Annotated in this window: 19 protein-coding genes and 1 tRNA gene; 10 read left to right on the top strand and 10 right to left on the bottom strand. The window is 68.1% G+C overall.

Features of this window, described 5'->3' with window-relative positions:
* Positions 1-592 precede the first annotated feature (592 nt).
* The gene (locus NQ152_RS03630; protein ID WP_257503439.1) at positions 593-1891 is read left to right on the top strand and encodes a sodium:proton antiporter; all 1299 of its coding nucleotides are present in this window, start codon (positions 593-595) and stop codon (positions 1889-1891) included.
* 73 nt (positions 1892-1964) lie between these two features.
* Here NQ152_RS03630 and NQ152_RS03625 read toward each other — a convergent pair whose 3' ends face one another.
* On the bottom strand, positions 1965-2756 hold the full coding sequence (locus tag NQ152_RS03625; RefSeq protein ID WP_257523034.1) for a ZIP family metal transporter: 792 nt from the start codon (positions 2754-2756) through the stop codon (positions 1965-1967).
* Between the two features lie 117 nt (positions 2757-2873).
* On the opposite strand from NQ152_RS03625, the gene NQ152_RS03620 reads away from it, so the two are divergent.
* Both NQ152_RS03620 and NQ152_RS03615 read left to right on the top strand, forming a co-directional pair.
* Positions 2874-3053, top strand: coding sequence for a nucleic acid/nucleotide deaminase domain-containing protein (locus tag NQ152_RS03620; RefSeq protein WP_306815617.1), 180 nt, complete (start codon positions 2874-2876; stop codon positions 3051-3053).
* 229 nt (positions 3054-3282) lie between these two features.
* A complete protein-coding gene (locus NQ152_RS03615; protein ID WP_257503438.1) occupies positions 3283-3678 on the top strand; it encodes a hypothetical protein in 396 nt (131 codons plus the stop codon).
* A gap of 28 nt (positions 3679-3706) precedes the next feature.
* Here the strand turns inward: NQ152_RS03615 and NQ152_RS03610 are convergent, their stop codons facing one another.
* Positions 3707-4672 (bottom strand): EamA family transporter, encoded by a 966-nt coding sequence (locus NQ152_RS03610; RefSeq protein WP_257523033.1) that lies wholly within the window; start codon positions 4670-4672, stop codon positions 3707-3709.
* Between the two features lie 56 nt (positions 4673-4728).
* Between NQ152_RS03610 and NQ152_RS03605 the strand changes: the two genes are divergently transcribed.
* The 3 genes from NQ152_RS03605 to NQ152_RS03595 are packed head-to-tail and all read left to right on the top strand — an operon-like array spanning position 4729 to position 8163.
* The gene (locus tag NQ152_RS03605; RefSeq protein ID WP_257523032.1) at positions 4729-7059 is read left to right on the top strand and encodes an efflux RND transporter permease subunit; all 2331 of its coding nucleotides are present in this window, start codon (positions 4729-4731) and stop codon (positions 7057-7059) included.
* The gene (locus NQ152_RS03600; RefSeq protein WP_257523031.1) at positions 7056-7637 is read left to right on the top strand and encodes an isochorismatase family protein; all 582 of its coding nucleotides are present in this window, start codon (positions 7056-7058) and stop codon (positions 7635-7637) included. The genes NQ152_RS03605 and NQ152_RS03600 overlap by 4 nt, the downstream gene beginning before the upstream one ends.
* The gene (locus tag NQ152_RS03595; RefSeq protein WP_257523030.1) at positions 7630-8163 is read left to right on the top strand and encodes a GNAT family N-acetyltransferase; all 534 of its coding nucleotides are present in this window, start codon (positions 7630-7632) and stop codon (positions 8161-8163) included. The genes NQ152_RS03600 and NQ152_RS03595 overlap by 8 nt, the downstream gene beginning before the upstream one ends.
* 69 nt (positions 8164-8232) lie before the next feature.
* Here NQ152_RS03595 and NQ152_RS03590 read toward each other — a convergent pair.
* A tRNA-Lys gene (locus NQ152_RS03590) sits at positions 8233-8305 on the bottom strand.
* A gap of 200 nt (positions 8306-8505) precedes the next feature.
* Entirely contained in the window at positions 8506-9162 is a 657-nt protein-coding gene (locus tag NQ152_RS03585) for a fasciclin domain-containing protein (RefSeq protein WP_257503432.1), read from the bottom strand.
* Positions 9163-9422: 260 nt separating this feature from the next.
* On the opposite strand from NQ152_RS03585, the gene sigK reads away from it, so the two are divergent.
* The 4 genes from sigK (at position 9423) to NQ152_RS03565 (ending at position 12658) form a co-directional block, all read left to right on the top strand.
* Positions 9423-10025 (top strand): ECF RNA polymerase sigma factor SigK, encoded by a 603-nt coding sequence (gene sigK, locus NQ152_RS03580; protein ID WP_257523029.1) that lies wholly within the window; start codon positions 9423-9425, stop codon positions 10023-10025.
* On the top strand, positions 10022-10825 hold the full coding sequence (locus tag NQ152_RS03575) for an anti-sigma factor (RefSeq protein WP_257523028.1): 804 nt from the start codon (positions 10022-10024) through the stop codon (positions 10823-10825). The genes sigK and NQ152_RS03575 overlap by 4 nt, the downstream gene beginning before the upstream one ends.
* Positions 10826-10938: 113 nt before the next feature.
* Positions 10939-11577: a DNA-directed RNA polymerase subunit beta gene (locus tag NQ152_RS03570; protein WP_257523027.1), complete on the top strand. Its 639-nt coding sequence runs from the start codon at positions 10939-10941 to the stop codon at positions 11575-11577.
* A 196-nt stretch (positions 11578-11773) separates the two neighbouring features.
* The gene (locus tag NQ152_RS03565) at positions 11774-12658 is read left to right on the top strand and encodes an aminotransferase class IV (protein WP_257523026.1); all 885 of its coding nucleotides are present in this window, start codon (positions 11774-11776) and stop codon (positions 12656-12658) included.
* A 19-nt stretch (positions 12659-12677) separates the two neighbouring features.
* On the opposite strand, the gene pstB is transcribed toward NQ152_RS03565, so the two are convergent.
* The 6 genes from pstB to NQ152_RS03535 form a co-directional block, all read right to left on the bottom strand.
* Complete coding sequence (gene pstB / locus NQ152_RS03560) at positions 12678-13457, bottom strand: phosphate ABC transporter ATP-binding protein PstB (protein ID WP_257503427.1); 780 nt, start codon at positions 13455-13457, stop codon at positions 12678-12680.
* Positions 13458-13475: 18 nt separating this feature from the next.
* Complete coding sequence (pstA, locus tag NQ152_RS03555) at positions 13476-14585, bottom strand: phosphate ABC transporter permease PstA (RefSeq protein ID WP_257523025.1); 1110 nt, start codon at positions 14583-14585, stop codon at positions 13476-13478.
* A gap of 1 nt (position 14586) precedes the next feature.
* The gene (gene pstC / locus NQ152_RS03550; protein WP_257503425.1) at positions 14587-15528 is read right to left on the bottom strand and encodes a phosphate ABC transporter permease subunit PstC; all 942 of its coding nucleotides are present in this window, start codon (positions 15526-15528) and stop codon (positions 14587-14589) included.
* Between the two features lie 73 nt (positions 15529-15601).
* The gene (gene pstS, locus NQ152_RS03545; protein ID WP_257523024.1) at positions 15602-16714 is read right to left on the bottom strand and encodes a phosphate ABC transporter substrate-binding protein PstS; all 1113 of its coding nucleotides are present in this window, start codon (positions 16712-16714) and stop codon (positions 15602-15604) included.
* A gap of 132 nt (positions 16715-16846) precedes the next feature.
* Positions 16847-17785 carry an NUDIX hydrolase gene (locus tag NQ152_RS03540; protein WP_257503423.1) on the bottom strand — a complete coding sequence of 313 codons (939 nt, stop codon included), beginning with the start codon at positions 17783-17785 and terminating at the stop codon, positions 16847-16849.
* Complete coding sequence (locus NQ152_RS03535) at positions 17782-19947, bottom strand: RNA degradosome polyphosphate kinase (protein WP_257503422.1); 2166 nt, start codon at positions 19945-19947, stop codon at positions 17782-17784. The genes NQ152_RS03540 and NQ152_RS03535 overlap by 4 nt, the downstream gene beginning before the upstream one ends.
* Positions 19948-19953: the final 6 nt, after the last annotated feature.

The raw sequence follows: 19953 nt of genomic DNA, 5'->3' as shown, positions 1-19953 counted from the left end.
TGGGCGGTGCCTTGGTCCGCGTTGAGCGAGGCGACGAGGGCATGGGCCGCGGAGGTGTCGTCATCGAACCGATCCGGTCTTTGCGGGCTGGTCATCTGCCACTTCGTCGCTGAAGAGGGTCTGGCCTCGTTCGGGTGCTGCTCACGGGGTCAACCACTACGGCACGCCTGCACCCGCCGTCGGCCGACTTCATTGAGGGTTCGCTCAGTGTTGCGTCAGAAAGTCAACCGTCAACTCAGCGGACGCTTCTCGACATATGGTCTCCCCATGAAGCACATCGCCTAGACAAGCGGGTCCCTCCTCGCAGGGGACGACGACGCAAACATTCTCCCCACGCGCAGCACTCGCGGACATCGATCATTCCGACACCGTCATATTGCAGCCGATGCTGTCGACTGCAGCGCGGTCGAGTGGCGGCTTCGACGTCAGGTCCCCGGGTGCATTCTCGTCGGCGTGCGCGGTGATCATCACGCCTCCATCCGACTCGGCTGATCGGGCGTACACCTCAACCTGCACACGGGAGACCTGCCAGTTGGACCACACCATGGTCCACCCCGGGATAGCCCTCCTCACCCCACCGAGGGGCACACAAATGACGTTGGATCCTGTCGGGCTGGTCTACCTTTCGGCTGGCATTGCGACCGTGTTCGCTGCCTTGCTGCCGCGACTGCTCGGCAAAGCACCGGTGTCCATGCCCATGGTCTTCGTTGGTGCAGGCATCGTTGCGTTCACCATCGTCCCCGGATTGCCAGATCCCAATCCGACGGAGCATCCCGTCATCGCCGTCCACCTCACCGAGCTCTGCGTCATCATCTCTCTGATGGGCGCTGGGCTTGCGATCAACAGGGTCTTCAGCTGGCGCACGTGGTCCACCACGTGGCGGCTGCTGGGCATCACGATGCCCTTGTCGATCGTCGCGGTTGCGCTGCTGGGCTGGTGGGGACTCGGGCTTGGTGCCGCCAGCGCGATCCTGCTTGGGGCGGCTCTGGCACCCACCGACCCTGTGCTGGCCAGCGAAGTGCAGGTCGCCGAACCGCTCACCGAAGATGACCACGGCGACGACGACGAGGCTCGCTTCGCGATCACCTCCGAAGCCGGCCTCAACGACGGCCTCGCGTTCCCGTTCACATACGCCGCCATCGCGATCAGTACCGTCGGTCTGGCCCCGTCGGGGTGGCTCAGTGAGTGGTTGCTGATCGACGTCGGGTGGCGTCTGGCTCTCGGCATGCTCCTCGGCCTCGGTGTGGGGTGGCTGTTACGCCGCCTGTTCTTCTCCGGACTCTCGCAACGGTTGGGATTCACCGACAAAGCCGACGGGTTCATCGCCCTGGCGGCGACTTTCCTCGCCTATGGAGCAGCGGAAGTCGCTGAAGGATACGGATTCCTCGCGGTCTTCGTCTGTGCCTGCACCATCAGAGCGGCAGAACGAGCCCATGGACTCCACTCGGTCCTGCACACCTTCGTCGAGCAAGTGGAACGGCTCCTCACTGTGGCTGTGCTCATTCTCCTCGGCGGGGCTGTTGCCCGTGGACTGCTTCAGTCGTTGACACTCCCGGATATCCTCGTTGCTGCGGCGGTCCTTCTGGTCATCCGACCCCTCAGCGGCTGGGTTGGTCTTACGCCGGGGAAGACAGGTCCCCGAGAACGAGCGGTGATCGCGTTCTTCGGCGTTCGAGGGGTCGGTTCCCTGTTCTACATCGCCTATGCACTCGAGAACGGCGACTTTCCCGGCGGTGAACGGCTCTGGGCGATCGCGTCCGTCGTGGTTCTCGGCTCCATCCTGATTCATGGGGTGGCAGCAACTCCCACCATGACGCTTCTCGACCGAGCGCGGCGGCGCCGCGCGCAGCGACCGGAGAACGACGCGGGAGCGACCAACACACCCGTCTGAAGCCCGACGCGAAGCGATGAGCGGGAGAGCTGGGGACCGCCGGCACCGCAAGAAGCACCAGGGGTCTCATCGGCTACGCGAGCGACAGTGCGAAGGACACCGCGAACCCCGCGGCCGTGCTCAACGCGACCGCAGGGCCACCGTGCTCGTACGCCTCCGGCATGAGGGTGTCTGCCAAGGAGGCGATCACGGCTCCGGCCGCGAACGCCAACGGCAAGGAAACCACTGCCGGGTCGCTCTGAGAAAGGAATACCGCTCCAGCCACAACCGCACCGCTGAGGAGGACAGCACACGCCGTCCACAACCACATGATCTGCGAGGTAGTCCGTCCCTGGTCCCGCATCGAGGCAGCGCCGACAAGCGCCTCGGGAAGGTTGGATGCAAAGATCGCCGCGAGCAGCGCGATGCTGCCGGTGCCCTCAGTCAGCGAGATGCCCAGTGCCAGATTCTCTGGGACGCCGTCCAGCGTCACAGCGGCCAAAAGCGCCACCCCGGCGGTGCCTCGGGTTGTCGCCGAGCTGGCGCTCCGGCCCGCTGCGGCGGCGTCCGTGTCCAGCTTGACGCTCCCCTTGACCTCGTCCGCAGGCTTCGAACGCGATCCGGCTTGAGCCCAGCGGTCCAGAAGCGCGCTGAGGATCGTGAACACTACCGCGCCGGCGAACAAGCCGACCACCGCAAGCCAGATCCCACCGCGCTCATAGGAGTCCTCGAACAACTCGAACGAAAGGGCCGTGATCAACGCTCCGGCCGCGAAAGACAAGAGAATCGCGAGCAGACGTTTGGGCAGCTCCAGCCGGGCACCCACCGCAGCGCCGATCACGAGCGCGACGGATGCGACGGCTCCGAACAACAAGATCATCCACATGCGTCCAACTCCCAACGGTGGACCGCGTGTAACGTCCGCCGGGCGATCAACTATGACACCGCTGACCAGCACCTTCAAGGCATCGCACCGACGCCGTGAAGGCGGACTCGTCGTTGCCTGCTGCGCAACCGGTTCGGCCGCGAAAATGTCGCGTTGGAGCAGCTGTTCTCGGAGCGGATTCCGTGCGGCGAGTGTCTTCCCGAACTCGAGCGCACCTTCAACGCGGAGATCTTCTCCTCCATCGCCAAACGCGGCAGCCGAGCCACCGACCACATGAGGGCCTACGGCATCCACTAGCGGCTTTCGATGGTTTCGAGCTACGCCGGGGCGCGTCGACGCATCCGTTACACTGGTCTCGGCACATCGAACGCACCGGGCGGGAAACCCCCGGTCAGGTCCAGGTTCCTCAAGACGTCGTCACATCGGGTCGCCTGTCGCGGCCTGTCGTTCATGCGGGCGGTGACGCGAACAAGTCTGGCCGCTGCAGGCCCTGATCTAGGATCAGCGACAGGGGTGGCTCAGCGACATGGACAAAGCGATCGATGCCGTCATCGAGATCTTCACCTGGGTCGGACTCGGGGCCGGAGTCCTCCTGGCAGTCATCGCCCTGGTCGTTCACCTGGTCGACGGGACCTGGGTCCCGGTGCGCGCCGTCGTGGAAGCCACGGAGCACGGCACGGTCGTGCGCTGGTTCGGCGAGGACGGTGGCGTGAACGAGGCGCCGCTCACATCCGAACAGATCCACGCGGTCGGCGGCGCCGGCATGTACGACATCTTCGTCCGGCGCGGCTGGCAGAACCGTATGCGGTTCACGCACGGCTCGCCGCTGGTTCGGGCGCTCACGTTGCTCGCCGGTGGGTTCCTCGCGCTGGGCGTGGCGGGGCTGATCGCGTCCTCAGTGCTGCTGTTCGCGCGCGGCTGAGCCGCGGTGTGTCGGCGCCGGCGGGCGGTCACGCCAGTGCGAGCATGCCCCCGGCGACCAGGGCGAGCGCCAGGCCGGCCCACTGCAGCCAGGCGACGCGCTCACGCAGCACGATCGCGGCGAGGACGATCGTCCCGGCCGGATACAGCGCAGTGAGGGCCGAGACGATCGACAGTTCACCGGCGCGCAGCGCGAGCAGCAGGAGGGCGTTGGCCGCGGCATCCACCACGCCGCATGCGATCGCCAGCCACCATGCGCGGGTGCGCGTGGTGGGCAGCCGGACACTCTGCGGATCGCCGTGGACCGCATGCTCGAGGTCGGCATGGCCGGTGGGTGTGGCGCCGACCCGGAGGCCCGCGGCGTTCACGACGGAGGCGGCCGGTCGCCCTTTGACGACAGCTCGGATGGCCAGGACGGCGACGACGGTGACCGTGATCAGCAGGTTGGTGCCGCGGTTGAGGATCAGCGGAACCACACCGCTCTGGTCGCTGGTCTGGTCGATGACGATGAGGAAAGCGCCGATCGCCAGCCCCGCACCGACAGCCATGAGCAACCCGCGGGTGCTCGGCCGGACCATCTTCTCGCCCGGGATGAACCCGACCAGCACGACGGCCACGATCGCGACGCCGAGCCCCGCATAGCCGACGGGAGAGAGTGTCTCGCCGTCGACGAGCAGCCCCCACAGCATCGGGGCGATCGCCGAGACCACCGCGGTCAGCGGCGAGAGGATGCTCATCGGACCGATGGCCAGGCACGCGTACAGCAGCGCGATCGCGACGACGCCGATCGCCCCGGACAGCGCGCCCCAGGCGACGTCCGACGCCGTCCAGGTTCCGCCCACGAAGGGCAGGGCGGCGCCGAGCACAGCCAGACCGGATGCTGCGGCCACGGCGGTCACGACGATCGAGCGCAACCGCTTCGCGGCCAGACCGCCCAGGAAGTCGGCCGCCCCGTAGACGACGGCACCGACGAAGGCGAGCACGGCCGAGAGCATGGTCGCTCCAGCTTAGAGATTTCGCCGTTCGGGATATTGCTAGATAAGCTAGCGATATGCAGAAATCGCCCTCCGCGCTCCGTCAGCCGACTCGGTGGTTGAGGATCGGCATCCCGATCGTGCTGGCGTTGGTCTGGCTCATCGGCGGGGCCATCGGCGGGCCGTACTTCGGCAAGGTGGGCGAGGTCTCCACGAACGACCAGTCCTCGTTCCTCCCGCAGAGCGCAGATGCGACGCAGGTCAGCGAACGGCTCGCGGATTTCACCGGGGGAGACACCATCCCGGCTGTTGTGGTCATCGCGGGCGACGACTCGCTCACGGACGACGAGATCGCCACTCTGCAGACGGTCTCAGCCGACATCGGCGCCCTGGACGGCGTGTCCGGTGACGTGTCGCCGCCGGTGATCTCCGAGGACGGTCAGGCCGCGCAGATCTTTGTGCCGGTCGCCACGGACGGTGAGATCCGCGAGATCGTCGAGGAGATCGCGGCGACACTCGAATCCGAGCTGCCGGAGGGGCTGGAGGGGTGGGTGACCGGTCCAGCCGGGTTCACCGCCGATCTGGTCAGCGGATTCCTGGGCATCGACGGACTGCTGCTGCTGACTGCGCTGGGCGCCGTCTTCGTGATCCTGATCATCGTCTACCGATCGCCGCTGCTGCCGGTGCTCGTGCTGATGACGTCGCTTTTCGCGCTGTGTGTGGCCTTGCTGACGGTGTGGTGGCTGGCGAAGGCCGGCATCGTCGTGCTCAACGGCCAGGTGCAGGGCATCCTGTTCATCCTCGTGATCGGCGCCGCGACGGACTATGCGCTGCTGTACGTGGCTCGATTCAAGGAAGCCGTCGCCGACGGAGCGACCAAGTGGGACAGCGTCACGCGCGCGTGGCGGGGCGCGTTCGAGCCGATCCTCGCCTCCGGCGGCACGGTCATCGCGGGTCTGCTCTGTCTGCTCCTGTCCGACCTCGCCACCAACCGCGCGCTCGGCCCGATCGCGTCGATCGGCATCGCGTTCTCGATGCTCTCCGCCCTGACCTTCCTCCCCGCGCTGCTCGCGCTCGTCGGCCGCGCCGCGTTCTGGCCCTTCATCCCGAAGCAGCCTGCCGCTGAGCTGCCTGCGGATCTCACCCAGCCGGTGAAGGGATTCTGGGCCAAGCAGGCACGCCTGGTCGCACTGCATCCGCGCCCGGTCTGGATCATCACGACCCTGGTGCTGCTGGCCGCGTGCGCGGGAGCGCTGCAGCTGAAGGCCGACGGCGTTCCCTCCAGCGACCTGGTGCTCGGGGCATCCGAGGCACGAGACGGGCAGGAAGTGCTCGCGGAGCACTTCCCCGCCGGATCCGGCAGCCCGGTGTACGTCATCGTCCCGGAGGATCAGATCGTGGATGCGGTGGGCGTCCTCGACGACAACTCCGGTGTCGAGTCCGTCGCCATCGTCTCCGCGGATTCCCCCACCGGTCAGGCCGCCGTGGCGATCGAGGCCGGCGCGCCGGTGTTCACCGCGCCCGGTCCGCCCGGAGCCGCGGCCCCGGAGCCGACCGTCGTGGACGCAGACGTGCTGCTGGTGGGGACGCTCACGGATACGGCCGATTCGGTGACCGCGGAGGACACCGTGCGTGAACTGCGGGCCACCTTCACGGACGAGTTGGGCGAGGGCACCGCTCTGGTCGGCGGAGTCACGGCGACGGATGTCGATACGAACGACACATCGATCCGGGACCGCACCTTGATCATCCCCGTCATCCTGTTCGTGATTCTGCTCATCCTGATGCTGCTGCTGCGCTCCATCCTGGCGCCGGTCCTGCTCATCCTGAGCACCGTGCTGTCCTTCGGTGCGGCCCTGGGCGTCAGCGCGCTCGTGTTCAACAACGTGTTCGATTTCCCGGGTGCCGACCCCGCAGTGCCGCTGTACGGGTTCGTGTTCCTGGTCGCGCTGGGGGTGGATTACAACATCTTCCTGATGTCTCGGGTGCGGGAGGAATCTCTCGTGCACGGAACGAGACGCGGCATCCTGCGCGGTCTGGTCACCACCGGCGGGGTGATCACCTCGGCCGGCCTGGTCCTGGCCGCCACCTTCGCGGCGCTCGGGGTCATTCCGATCCTGTTCCTCGCGCAGATCGCGTTCATCGTCGCCTTCGGCGTCCTGCTGGACACGTTCGTCGTGCGCTCGCTGCTCGTCCCGGCACTGTCCTACGACATCGGACGGGCGATCTGGTGGCCGTCGAAGCTGTGGCGACGCGGACCGGAGGTGACCGGTCGCCCGCAGCCGCAGGCCGGGAACGGCGGAGCCGTCGCAGAGGCGCCGGTGCCTGCGAACACGGTGCCGGAAGTGCTCGCCGACGACGGGCACCCGCTGACACGCGAGGAGTACCGTCGTACCCTCGGGTCATGACCCGAGCGCTGTTCATCGTCGATGTCCAGAACGACTTCACCGAGCGCGGCGCGCTGGGCGTGGTCGGTGGCGACCAGGTCGCCGAGCGCGTCACCCGGTTCCTCGCTGAGCATGCGGGTGACTACCGCATCGTGGTCGCCTCGCGCGACTGGCACGACGGCGACAACGACAACGGCGGCCACTTCGCATCCGGCGAACCCGACTTCATCGATACCTGGCCCGTCCACTGCGTCGCCGGGACGTTCGGCGCGGAGTACGACGAGGGCTTCGACACCTCCACGGTCACGCACCACCTGAAGAAGGGTCAGGGCAGGCCGGCCTACTCGCTGTTCGAGGGCATGACCGACGACGGTGTCACTGCCGGGCACCTGCTCGAGCAGTACGGGATCATCGACATCGACATCGCCGGGCTCGCGACCGACTACTGCGTCCGCGCGTCCGCGCTGGACGCCATAGAGCATGGCCGCCGTGTGCGGGTCTTCACCGATCTGGTGGCCGGTGTCCATCCGGACTCCAGCGAAAGGGCACTCGCCGAGATCGCCCACGCCGGCGCCGTCCTCCTCGACTCACGTGCCTGATTCCGCAGCGGTGCGTCGCGTGCGGCTGAGCGAGGCGGATCGGGTGCGCAGCATCCGGCTCGAGGCGCTCCGCGACCCGGCCGCGGGCATCGCCTTCCTGGAGACGCATGATCAGGCTCAGGCGCGTCCCGCGGGGTTCTGGCAGGAACGCGCGGCCGGTGCGGCGCTCGGCGAGTTCTCGGCGCAGTTCATCGCCGAGGCCGGCCGCGATTGGGTGGGCACTGCGACGGTGCTGATTCCCGAACCCGGAGGGGTGGACTACTTCGGTCGCCCGCACGTCGCAGGTCGCGCTCTGGTGGTCGCCGTCTACATCCGTCCGTCCCACCGCGGCGGCGGCATCCTCTCCGCCCTGATGGATGCCGCGGCCGAATGGGCCGGTGATCAGGGGCAGCGCGAACTCGCCCTCGACGTGCACGAGGACAACGCCCGTGCGCAGGCCGCCTATGCCCGGGTCGGGTTCGTCGCCACGGGGATGACCTCGGCCGGGCCGAACGGTGTGGAGCGTGAGATGCTCCGTGCGCTGTGACCGGCCCCGGGCATCTGCGCGGCCCGGCATGACGGAAGGGACACCCTGAGGGGCGTCCCTTCGCGCGAGTGGGCCCCGTGGGGCTCGAACCCACGACCCGCGGATTAAAAGTCCGATGCTCTACCGACTGAGCTAGAGGCCCGCGACCTCCAGCCTACTTCGGCTGGGACCATGCCTCGCAGCATCGCACTCACGCGTTCGGCTGTCACGATCTGCGAACAGCTGCGGCGTGTCGTGACAGGGGAGCGGGTGGGGTGCACGACCAGAGCGACCGCCGACGCCACCTCGCAAGCGTCGGCGGTCGCTCCGCCCCCCGGGATGCCGGCTCAGCCGGCGGTCTGGTTACATCGCCGGCGGCATCAGCACCGTGTCGATGAGGTAGACGGTCGCGTTGGCAGTCTTGACGCCACCGCAGATGACGGCGGCCTCGCCGTTGACCATCAGGTCGTCTCCGCTGCCGGTGACCTCGAGGTCTGCGCCGTTGACCGTGGTGTGCGTGCCGGCGACGTCGTCCGGTGCGACCTGACCGGGAACGACGTGATACGTCAGGATCGACGTCAGCAGATCGCTGTCGGTCTTGAGCACCTCGATGGTGGCCGGGTCGATCTTCGCGAACGCGTCATCGACCGGCGCGAAGACCGTGAACTCGTCTCCGTTGAGCGTGTCCACCAGGTTGACGTTCGGGTTCAGCTGACCCGAGACCGCAGCGGTCAGCGTCGTCAGCAGCGGGTTGTTCGATGCTGCGGTGGCGACGGGATCCTGCGACATTCCCTCGACCGAGCCCGCTCCCTCGGGCACCGCCTCGGCGTAGCCCGCGCAGCCGGCCCCGACCAGGTCGGCCGCCGGATCCATCTCGGTCTCCGGCGTCATGCTCTCCTCGGACATGGGCGGTGCGGTGGTCTCGGTCGTGGTGCTCGCGCCCGAGGAACAGGCGCTGAGGGTGATGGCGGCGGCGAATGCGATCGGAAGTGCGAGCAGGTACAGCTTCTTGCGGGACATGATGTCCTCCTAGGTTTCGCGTCGCCGATGCGGCGTCGCAGGGCCAGCGGTGCTGTGGGCCACCGAGGCGGCCTACACAAGGTCTTCGGCGCGAGGTCCGGATCGGATGGGACGGGCATCGGCGTCCGCCCGGAATCCGCCGGTTTCGCAGCCGGGTGGGGGCTGACAGCGGTCATGTCCACGCCTTGCGGATCCAGATCCCATCAACCGCCGTGTGTCAACCCTCGCGTCGCGCACGGGGAGCAGGGCCGTCCTGGGGCATGCTGTTCAGTGTGGTGATCGATGGCGTGGACGTGCCCGATGAGGGCTCGGGTGTCGTCGACCATGCCGGCGAGCTGCTGCTGCGTGTTGCCGGCGGCGACCAGGTCGCCTTCGCCCGCCTCTATGACATGCTCTCGCCGCGGGTCTTCGGCCTGATCCTGCGTGTGCTGGTCGACCGGTCGCAGAGCGAAGAGGTGCTGCAAGAGGTGTTCCTGGAGATCTGGCAATCCGCGGGCCGGTTCGCTCCGAACAAAGGTCAGGGAAGATCGTGGGTGCTGACGATCGCACATCGCCGTGCCGTGGACCGCGTACGGTCGGCCCAGGCGAGTACCGATCGCGATGTGCGGGCGGGCTTCCGGGACATCGGCGTGGCATATGACGGTGTCGCCGAAGAGGTGGAGCTGAGGATCGAGGGCCGACGTGTGTCAGAGGCCCTCGCAACGCTCTCGGACCCGCAGCGCGAGGCCCTGACCCTTGCGTATTACGGCGGTTACAGTCAGAGCGAGATCGCGGCACTGATGGGGACGCCGCTGGGGACGATCAAAACGAGAATGCGGGACGGCTTGTCCCGGCTGCGGGTGGAAATGGGGGTGACGACGTGAACGAGCAGGACTTCGCCGAACTGGCGGCAGGCTACGTGCTGCACGCGCTGTCACCCGAGGACACCGACGCGTTCCGCGCCGCCCGGCGACAGCATCCGGAGTGGGAGCACTACGTCACAGCGGATGCCGCGACCGCGGCGCTGCTGGCAGAGGCCGTCGTCGAGGTCCAGCCCCCGCAGGGCGTGCGCGCCGCGCTTCTCGTGCAGATCGCCGGGAGCGGCCGGCCCGTGGAGGTCGCCCCGCTCTCGCCCGACACGGCGGCGGACAGTCCGCTGCCGCCGGCCGAGCCGCCTCGCCGCACCTCCTCCGGCGGCACCGGCGCGCCGGCGCCCGGCGGGTGGCGACCCCGAGCGTGGTTCACGCTGGCGGCCTCTCTGGTGCTCCTGGTCGGAGTCGGCTGGGGCGCCGTCTTCGTCGGCCAGCAGCTGAACCCCCCGGCATCCGTCGTCGCGCTCAACGAGATCGAAGCGGCGCCGGACGCGCAAGCAGAGACGGTGACCCTCCCGGAGGGCGGGGAAGCGACCGCGCACTGGGCGGAGTCTGTCGGCAAGGTCGTGCTGGTCACGGACGGACTGCCGGAGATCGCCGAAGACAAGAGCTACGAACTGTGGTTCGTCCGAGACGGGGAGCCGATCTCGGCCGGTGTCTTCGCGGCCGATGACGGCAGCGCCACCGCTCTGCTCTCCGGTGCCATGGAACCGGGCGACGTCATCGCCGTGACCGTCGAGGTCGCCGGGGGGTCGCCGACCGGGCTGCCCACCACGGACCCGATCGTGGCGATCCCGACGCAGGACTCCTAGCTCCGAGTGCGGCGCCTGCGTCCGACCGCGGGGCGCCGGCGCGTTCTTCATGACGCGTCCGACCGGCCGTCCCGGCCGAACTGGGGATGTCGCACCGCGAGTAGCCTGGAACGGTGAGCGACGATTCGAGGGAGTTCCACAAGCCCGTGAAGCGGCCTGCCGAGCTGTTCGACCGCCGGTTCGCGGCCGAGGACCCCGCGGAAGTGTCGCGTGTGGCCCACTCGACGGCGCAGGCGCTGCTGGCTCGGGCGCGCTCCGACCCGAACGGGGAGGTGGTGGACCGTCTGGTGGCGTTCACGGACGAGCACGGGATCGACGACATCGCCGAGCTGTGGTCCCGATCGCCGTCGCGGTCGCTGCCCGGCGCGCTGTGGCGGCTGTACCTGATCCAGCTGATGATCCACGACGACCCGCATACCGCCGCGCTGCTCTACGAGAGGGGCAGGAACGAGATCGTCTCGGCCGACCCCGTGGTCGCCGGCGCACCGACTCCGGCAGGACCGGAGGAACTGGTCGAACTGGTCGACACGATCCTGCGCGGACTGTTCCAGGGCGACTTCGCCGTCGCGTTGGACAGGGCGGCCGCGTTCTGCCGGGTGCAGGCATCGGGCGCCAGCCACCTGGCCGATGACTACGAGGCGACCGAATCGGAGCGCGCATCGGCACTGACCACCCGCGCGCTGCGGCTGGCCGATTACGCGGGCGACCTCGCCGCCTGCGCCTCGCTGTGGCGGCGGGAATCACTCACCTAGGGCGGGAGCGTCGGCGACTGCGCGCGGAAAGCCCCACCGGGGGAAATGAGGTGCCGGGCCGCAGAACGCCTCTCGGCGCGAGGCCGCTCGGAGCGGCAGAAGATGGAGCCCGGGGTTACTGCGGCCCGGCTGTCTCAGTGTAACCGAGCCTGCGGCATGGGCATTCCCCGTGGAGCGTCCTCGCTAGGCTCGGACCATGGTTTCGCGATACGCCCTCATCATCGATCCGGCGTCACCCGATGACCCGCGAGCCGACTTCACCTCGACCTTCGCCGAGGTCGATCCGGCGGCGCCCGCGCTCAGCGTCGGAGAACTGAGCACGCAGCGCGGCGACGGCATCTTCGAGTCTGTCGGCGTCGTGGACGGGCACGCGCAAGAGGTGCAGGCGCACCTGGACCGCCTCGCGCATTCCGCCGAGATCTGCGACCTGCCCGTACCGAATCTGGAGCAGTGGCGAGCGGCCACCGCACTGGCCGCCGCCCATTGCGGGCCCGGCGAGAGCGTGATCAAGCTCATCCTCAGCCGCGGCGTGGACCACGGGCCGGCCCCCACCGCCTGGATCACCGCGAACCCCGCCCCCGACTTCACCGCCGTCCGCGTCCGCGGTGTCCGGGTGGTCACGCTCGAGCGCGGCTACGACAGCGCGGTTCCGGCGCGCGCGCCCTGGCTCCTCCTCGGCGCGAAGACGCTCTCGTACGCGGTGAACATGGCTGCGATCCGCGAGGCCAAGCGCCGCGGAGCCGACGATGCGATCTTCGTCTCCACCGACGGCATCGTCTTCGAGGCGCCGACCGCGTCGCTGATCCTGCGGGTGGGCGACCTGTACCTCACGCCGGCGCCCAGCGGCGGCATCCTGCACGGCACGACCCAGCTGAGCGTGTTCGCCTGGCTCGAGCAGCAGGGACTGGCCACGCAGTATCGCGACATCCCGACCGACGAGCTGCCGCAGGCGGATGCCGCGTGGCTGGTGTCCTCGGTGCGCCTGGCCGCCCCGATCACCGAGATCGACGGCGCGCCGATCCCGCTGGACGCGGAGTTCACGGCGCGGCTGAACCAGTACCTGCTCAGCCCGCGCGACTGAACCCGGCGGTGCGCGCGCTCTAGCCGAACCGTCCGGAGACGTAGTCCTCTGTCGCCTGCACGCTGGGGTGGGTGAAGATCGTGCGCGTGTCGCCGTATTCGATCAGCTTGCCCGGCTTGCCGGTGCCGGCGATGTTGAAGAAGGCGGTCCGGTCCGAGACGCGCGAGGCCTGCTGCATGTTGTGCGTGACGATCACGATCGTGTAGTCGTTCTTCAGCTTGCCGATCAGCTCTTCGATCGCGTACGTGGAGATGGGATCCAGCGCGGAGCACGGCTCGTCCATCAGCAGCACCTGCGGTGAGACCGCGATCGCGCGGGCGATGCACAGCCGCTGCTGCTGCCCGCCGGACAGGCTCGAGCCGGGCTTGTCCAGGCGGTCCTTGACCTCGTTCCACAGGTTCGCGCCGGTCAGGGACCTCTCCACGAGATCGTCGGCGTCCGACTTCGAGATGCGCTTGTTGTTCAGCTTCACCCCCGCCAGGACGTTCTCCTTGATCGACATCGTCGGGAACGGGTTGGGGCGCTGGAAGACCATGCCCACCTGACGGCGCACCAGCACGGGGTCCACGCTCGCGGCATACAGGTCGTCGCCGTCCAGCAGCACCTCGCCCTCCACGCGGGCGCCGGGGATGACTTCGTGCATGCGGTTCAGGGTGCGCAGGAACGTGGACTTGCCGCAGCCGGAGGGGCCGATGAAGGCGGTGACGCTGCGCGGCTCGATCTGCAGGGAGACGCCCTCCACGGCGAGGAAGTCGCCGTAGTAGACGTTGAGGTCGTTGACTTCGATGCTCTTGGACACGAGATTCCTTCTGCCGGCTCAGCGGCCGGTCTTGGGGGCGAACACCTTGGCGATCAGGCGCGCGACCAGGTTGAGGACCATGACGATGACGATGAGGATGAACGCCGCCGCCCACGCGCGGTCGATGTAGGCCTGCGCCGGGATGCCCTGGTTCATGTACTGGGAGTAGGCGAAGACGGGCAGCGTCATCATGCGGCCCGAGAAGAGGTCGTAGTTCATCGACGCGGTCACCCCGGCCGTGATCAGCAGGGGCGCCGTCTCACCGATGACACGCGAGATGGACAGCATGATGCCGGTGGTGATCCCGGCGATCGAGGTCGGCAGCACGACCTTCACGATCGTGAGCCACTTCGGCACACCGAGCGCGTACGCCGCCTCGCGCAGCTCGTTCGGCACCAGGCGGAGCATCTCCTCGCTGGAGCGGACGACCACCGGGATCATCAGAACGGCCAGCGCGACCGAACCCATGATCCCCAGCCGGATGCCGGGTCCGAAGAAGATGGCGAACACGGCGTACGCGAACAGCCCGGCCACGATGGAGGGGATCCCGGTCATCACGTCGACGAGGAAGGTGATGCCACGCGCCAGCTTGCGGTCCTGCCCGTACTCGACCAGGTAGATCGCGGTGAACAGGCCGATCGGGATGGAGATGACGGCAGCGGCGAGGGTGATCAGCAGGGTGCCGACCACGGCGTGCAGGGCGCCGCCGCCTTCGCCGACGACATTGCGCATCGAGTTGGAGAGGAACTCCGCCGACAGCCCCGCCACGCCGTTGGCCACCACGGTCCACGCGACCGACACCAGCGGCACCATGGCCAGCAGGAAGGCGGCCGACACGACTCCGGTCACGAGGCGGTCGATCCCTTTGCGCCGCCCTTCCACCAGTGAGGAGATGACCACGATGAACACCAGGTACGCCAGCACGGCGACGATCGCCGCTCCGGCGAAGTTGATGTCCGACTGTGCTGCCAACGCGATGACGGCGAACGCCAGCAGGCTGAGGGCGATGGTGCCGACCAGGATCGCCCACGGCGCCCAGCGGGGAAGGTGGCCGTTGGTCAGGCGCAGCGGTTGCGCCCCGATCTCGGGCGCGAGGGGGGGAGCGGGGGGAGCGGTGGTCACAGTCATGTCAGTTGGCTCCCGAGAATTCCTTGCGCCTGCTGACGATCCAGCGTGCGAGCGCATTGACGGCGAACGTGACGACGAACAGGATCAGGCCGGTGGCGATGAGGACGTTGATGTTCGTGCCGTAGGCCTCGGGGAAGGTCAGGGCGATGTTGGCGGGGATCGTTCCGGGGTTCTCCGCGGTGAACAGCCGGAACGTGACGATGTTGGCCACCGAGAGCACCATGGCGACGGCCATCGTCTCGCCCAGCGCGCGGCCCAGGCCGAGCATCGATGCCGAGACGATGCCGCTGCGTCCGAACGGGAAGACCGCCATCTTGACCATCTCCCACCGTGTCGCGCCGAGGGCGAGCGCGGCCTCCTCGTGCAGCACCGGAGTCTGCAGGAAGATCTCACGGCAGATCGCGGTGATGATCGGCACGACCATCACGGCGAGCACGATCGCGGCGGTGAAGATGGTGCGGCCGGTACTGGAGACGGTTCCGCCGAAGAACGGGATCCATCCGGCGTTGTCGTTGAGCCAGGCGAACACGGGCTGGACGGCGGGCGCGAGGACGATGATCCCCCAAAGGCCGAACACCACCGACGGGACGGCAGCCAGCAGGTCCACGATGTAGCCCAGGCCCTGTGCGAGTCGGCGGGGGGCGTAGTGCGAGATGAACAGAGCGACCGCCACGGACAGCGGCACGGCCATCAGCAGGGCCAGCAGGGACGCCCAGATCGTGCCGAACGCGAGCGGCCCGACGTACTGCCAGAAATTGCCCCTGAGCAGGGATGCCGTGTCGCTCGTGGCCGTCAGTCCAGGGATCGACTGGACGATCAGAAAGATCGCCACGGCGGCCAGCATCACCAGGATCATCGATCCGGCGAACAGCGCCGTTCCGGAGAACCAGCGATCGCCGGGCCGCTGCTTGACCTTGACGGCCGGAGCGGTGGTGGTGGTCATGAGTTCCTGTCTGGCTCTCGGTTCGGTCCGGTTCCCGGCCCGACGCCTCACGGCGCGGACCGGGACCGAGCGACTATTCGGTGACGATCAGGTCGATCGCAGCGTTGACCTTCTCGGTGAGCGCCTCCGAGATCGGGGCGTTGCCGGCGGATGCCGCTGCGGTCTCCTGCCCCTCCGGGCTCGCGACGTACTCGAGGAAGCCCTTCACCAGCGTGGCGGTGCCCGGGTCGGTGTACTCCTGGCAGGCGATCATGTAGCTGATCAGAACGATCGGGTAGACCCCGGCGGCCTCCGAGGTGCGATCCAGCGCGATGGCCAGGTCGCCTTCGGTGCGGCCCTCTTCGAAGGGGGACTCGTCCACGATCGCGGCGGCCGCTTCGGGGGAGTAGGTGACGAATTCGTCGCCGACCTGGACGGCCGCCGTCGCAAGGCCCTGCTCGGCTGCACGCGAGGCATCCGCGTAGCCGACGGTGCCGTTGCCGCCCTGAACTGCCGAGACGACGCCGGAGGTGCCCTGGGCGGCCTCGCCGCTGGAGAGCGGCCACACGCCGTCGGGCTCGAAGGTCCAGACATCCGGGGCGGTGGCGAACAGGTAGTCCGTGAAGTTCTCGGTGGTGCCGGAGTCGTCCGCGCGGTGCACCGGTGTCACGGCCAGGTCGGGAAGCGTCACGCCCTCGTTCAGAGCGGCGATCGCCGGGTCGTTCCACTTCGCGATCGTGCCGGAGAACAGGCCGGCGATGGTCGCCGGGTCGAGGTTGAGCTCGGTGACGCCCTCGACGTTGAAGATGACGGCGATGGGCGAGATGTACGTCGGCAGCTCGATGATGTCGGTGTCCGCGACGCAGCCGTCGAAGGCGCCCGCCTCGATCTCCTCGATCGTGAAAGGGCGGTCGGATCCGGCGAAGGCGACCGCCCCGGCCTGGAACGACTCCCGGCCCGCGCCGGAACCGGCCGGGTCGTAGTTGATGGTCACGTCCGGGTTTGCGCCCTGGAATCCTGCGGTCCACGCCTGCACGGCGACTTCCTGCGACGAGGCACCCGCGCCGGCGAGTTCGCCGGACAGACCGGCGGGCGCGGATGGGTCGACGTTCGCGCCGCCGCCCGTCTCGTTCGCAGCGCAGGCGGTGAGGGCGAGGGCCGCGACAGCGCCGATGGCGCCGATCTTGGCAATGCGGGAGAGCTTCACTGTGAATCCTTCACGGTTGTCGGGTCGTGCCCGGTGCGGGGCACGGATTGACCGTAGACAGCCACGCTTACGAGAGTGCGCGCTCCCGGTGAACAGAAGGTGAACGCGGCGAGGTCAGCTCGAGATCCGCGGTCAGATCTTCGGAGCGTGCGTCTCGATCGCGACGATGCCTGATCCCGGGTTGTCCGCCGACAGGTGCACGACCGAGAAGCCGCCCGCCTCCAGCGCTGAGGCGCTGCCCAGATACGATCCACGCAGCGTGCCGGTGGCCAGGGCGATCTCGGTCAGGATTTCCGGCAGCACGGGCCCATGGCTGCACAGCACCGCGGGCTTTCGCGCCCGCACGCGCTCGCCGACGATGGTGCGGGCGTCGGAGCGACCCTCTTCCCACGCGTCCTGGCTCAGCAGAGCTGTCGTATGGATCTTCCGGCCGAGGGCGGCGGAGAGGGGATCCACCGTTTTCACGCAGCGTTTGGCGGGACTCGAGATGATCCTGCGCACACCGAACGACCGCAACGGCCCGACGATCGTCTTGGCCTGAGCGCGCCCGCGTCCGGAGAGCGGACGGGCGGCGTCCTCGCCCTCCCACTCTTCCCGCGACACGGCCTTCGCGTGGCGCAGCGCGATGATCGGGAAGGTCCGCAGCACACCCTCGTCGACGAGGGTCGCGAAATGCTCGAGGATCTCCACGTCCACGGGATAGCTCAGACGGCCGAAGGCCTTCTTGAGGCTCACCCACTCGAGGGCGGCGATCTCCTTGTTCGGCACGAAGGCGGAGGCGCGGATGGCCGCTTCGGTCGCCTCGGCTGCCCAGTAGTGCACGATCTTCTGTCGCCTGTTCGGCATGCGATATCGCGAGACACCCACCGGCACGCCGAGATCGGCCCGGATGCCGGTCTCCTCGAAGATCTCCCGGCTCGCCGTCTCGGCCAGCATCTCGCCGGGGTCGACCTTTCCCTTGGGCAGGCTGACGTCCCGGTAGCGCGTGCGGTGGATGAGCAGCACGAGGAGCTTCGCGTCGACGATGCGCCACAGAACGCCGCCCGCCGCGTAGACGGCGGTTTCGGTCATCGCGCCGCCCGTGCCCGCCGGCGCCGGCGCACGTTGGTCATGGTGCGGTCCTGAATGTCCACGAGGGGCTTCCCCTCGTCGTCCAGACTGTGCCGGGTCCACGCTCCCTCGGTATCCAGCCACCACGAACTGATCTTGTCGCTCATGGCGAGCTCGAACAGGTCCGACAGCTCCCTCAGGTGCGTGGGCGCGACCACGCGCACGAGTGCTTCGACACGTCGATCGAGGTTTCGGTGCATCATGTCCGCGCTGCCGATGTAGACCTGCGGATCGCCCGCGTTCTCGAACATGAATAGGCGTGAATGCTCCAGATAGCGGCCCAGGATGCTGCGCACCCGGATCGTCTCACTCATTCCGGCCACGCCGGGCTTGAGCGAGCAGATGCCGCGCACCCAGATGTCGATGGCGACGCCGGCCTGACTGGCCCGGTACAGCGCATCGATGATCTGCTCGTCCACCATCGAGTTGACCTTGATCCGGATGCCGGAGGGCTTGCCGGCCAGTGCGTTGCGGCGCTCCTTCTCGATCAGTCGCAGCAGCCCCTTGCGCAGGTGCAGCGGCGCGACCAGAAGACGCTTGAACTTCTTCTCGATGGCATACCCGGACAGTTCGTTGAAAAGGCGGGTCAGGTCCCGGCCGACCTGCTCGTCCTTGGTGAACAGGCCGAAGTCCTCATAGATGCGGCTGGTCTTCGGGTTGTAGTTGCCCGTGCCGATGTGGCTGTAGCTGCGCAGCATCCCATCTTCCTCGCGGATGACGAGCGCGAGTTTGCAGTGCGTCTTGAGACCCACCAGGCCGTAGACGACGTGGACGCCGGCCTTCTCCAGCTTTCTGGCCCACACGATGTTGGCCGCCTCGTCGAAGCGCGCCTTGACCTCCACCAGGGCCAGCACCTGCTTGCCCGATTCGGCGGCGTCGATCAGCGCCTGCACGATCGGGCTGTCGCCGGAGGTGCGGTAGAGGGTCTGCTTGATGGCCAGGACATGGGGATCCTTCGCGGCCTGCTCCAGGAACGCCTGCACGCTCGTCGCGAACGATTCGTACGGGTGGTGCACCAGGACGTCCGCGCGGCGGATGGCCGCGAAGATGTCGGAGCGGCCGTTCTGGTCGGCGGGCTGGAACGCCACGGCCGTGGTCGGGACGTGCGGCGGGTAGTGCAGGTCGGGGCGATCGATGCGGGAGAGGTCGAAGAGCCCGCGCAGGTCCAGCGGTCCGGGCAGGCGGTAGACCTCCTGCTCGGTGATGTCCAACTCGCTGATCAGCAGGTCGAGGGTCAGCTCGTCCATGTCGTCGCCTACTTCGAGGCGGATCGGCGGCCCGAACCGGCGGCGCAGCAGCTCCGCCTCCAGCGCCTGGATGAGGTTCTCGGTCTCGTCCTCTTCGATGACCACATCCTCGTTGCGGGTGAGGCGGAACGCGTGGTGGTCGAGGATCTCCATCCCGGGGAACAGATCCTCCAGATGGTTGGCGATCAGCTCTTCGAGCGGCAGGTAGCGCACGGTGTCGCCGTGGCGCGAGACATCCACGAAACGGGGGAGCATCGGCGGGACCTTGAGTCTTGCGAACTCCTGCCGACCGGTCCGGGCGTTGCGGATCCGAATGGCGAGGTTCAGCGACAAACCGGAGATGTACGGGAACGGGTGGGCAGGATCGACCGCCAGCGGCATCAGCACGGGGAACACCTGGCGCTGGAAGTAGTCCGACAGACGCGCGCGTTCGTCGTCTTCGAGCCCCTTCCACGAGATGACCTCGATGCCCGCCTCGGCCAGCGCAGGGCGGACCTGCGAGGTCCAGACGTCGGCGTGCCGCAGCTGCAGGGCGTGGGCATCGGCCGAGATGTCCGCGAGCACCTCCTGCGGCGAACGGCCGACGTTCGTGGGCACCGCCAGTCCGGTGAGGATGCGGCGCTTGAGGCCGGCCACGCGCACCATGAAGAACTCGTCGAGGTTGCTGGCGAAGATGGCCAGGAAGTTCGCGCGCTCCAGGACCGGCAGTGCGGTGTCTTCTGCCAGTTCCAGCACGCGCTGGTTGAAGGCCAGCCAGCTCAGTTCGCGGTCGAGGTAGCGGTTGTCGGGCAGCTGCGAGTCGAAGACCTCGGAGAGGTCGAAGTCGTCGTCGTCCGCGTCGCCGAGTCCGGCGTCGAGCACGTCGTGTTCGATCATCCCTTC

Source organism: Microbacterium sp. zg.B48 (assembly GCF_024623505.1).
Lineage (GTDB): Bacteria > Actinomycetota > Actinomycetes > Actinomycetales > Microbacteriaceae > Microbacterium.
Note: the sequence above shows the minus strand (reverse complement) of the source record. Positions and strands in the feature narration are given on the sequence as shown.

Excerpts from the sequence above, each read along its gene's own strand:
- NQ152_RS03630 (WP_257503439.1), top strand. The coding sequence starts at position 593 with ATGACGTTGGATCCTGTCGGGCTGGTCTACCTTTCGGCTGGCATTGCG.
- NQ152_RS03625 (WP_257523034.1), bottom strand. The coding sequence starts at position 2,756 with ATGTGGATGATCTTGTTGTTCGGAGCCGTCGCATCCGTCGCGCTCGTG.
- NQ152_RS03615 (WP_257503438.1), top strand. The coding sequence starts at position 3,283 with ATGGACAAAGCGATCGATGCCGTCATCGAGATCTTCACCTGGGTCGGA.
- NQ152_RS03610 (WP_257523033.1), bottom strand. The coding sequence starts at position 4,672 with ATGCTCTCGGCCGTGCTCGCCTTCGTCGGTGCCGTCGTCTACGGGGCG.
- NQ152_RS03605 (WP_257523032.1), top strand. The coding sequence starts at position 4,729 with ATGCAGAAATCGCCCTCCGCGCTCCGTCAGCCGACTCGGTGGTTGAGG.
- NQ152_RS03600 (WP_257523031.1), top strand. The coding sequence starts at position 7,056 with ATGACCCGAGCGCTGTTCATCGTCGATGTCCAGAACGACTTCACCGAG.
- NQ152_RS03585 (WP_257503432.1), bottom strand. The coding sequence starts at position 9,162 with ATGTCCCGCAAGAAGCTGTACCTGCTCGCACTTCCGATCGCATTCGCC.
- sigK (WP_257523029.1), top strand. The coding sequence starts at position 9,423 with ATGCTGTTCAGTGTGGTGATCGATGGCGTGGACGTGCCCGATGAGGGC.
- NQ152_RS03565 (WP_257523026.1), top strand. The coding sequence starts at position 11,774 with ATGGTTTCGCGATACGCCCTCATCATCGATCCGGCGTCACCCGATGAC.
- pstA (WP_257523025.1), bottom strand. The coding sequence starts at position 14,585 with ATGACTGTGACCACCGCTCCCCCCGCTCCCCCCCTCGCGCCCGAGATC.
- pstC (WP_257503425.1), bottom strand. The coding sequence starts at position 15,528 with ATGACCACCACCACCGCTCCGGCCGTCAAGGTCAAGCAGCGGCCCGGC.
- NQ152_RS03540 (WP_257503423.1), bottom strand. The coding sequence starts at position 17,785 with ATGACCGAAACCGCCGTCTACGCGGCGGGCGGCGTTCTGTGGCGCATC.
- NQ152_RS03535 (WP_257503422.1), bottom strand. The coding sequence starts at position 19,947 with ATGATCGAACACGACGTGCTCGACGCCGGACTCGGCGACGCGGACGAC.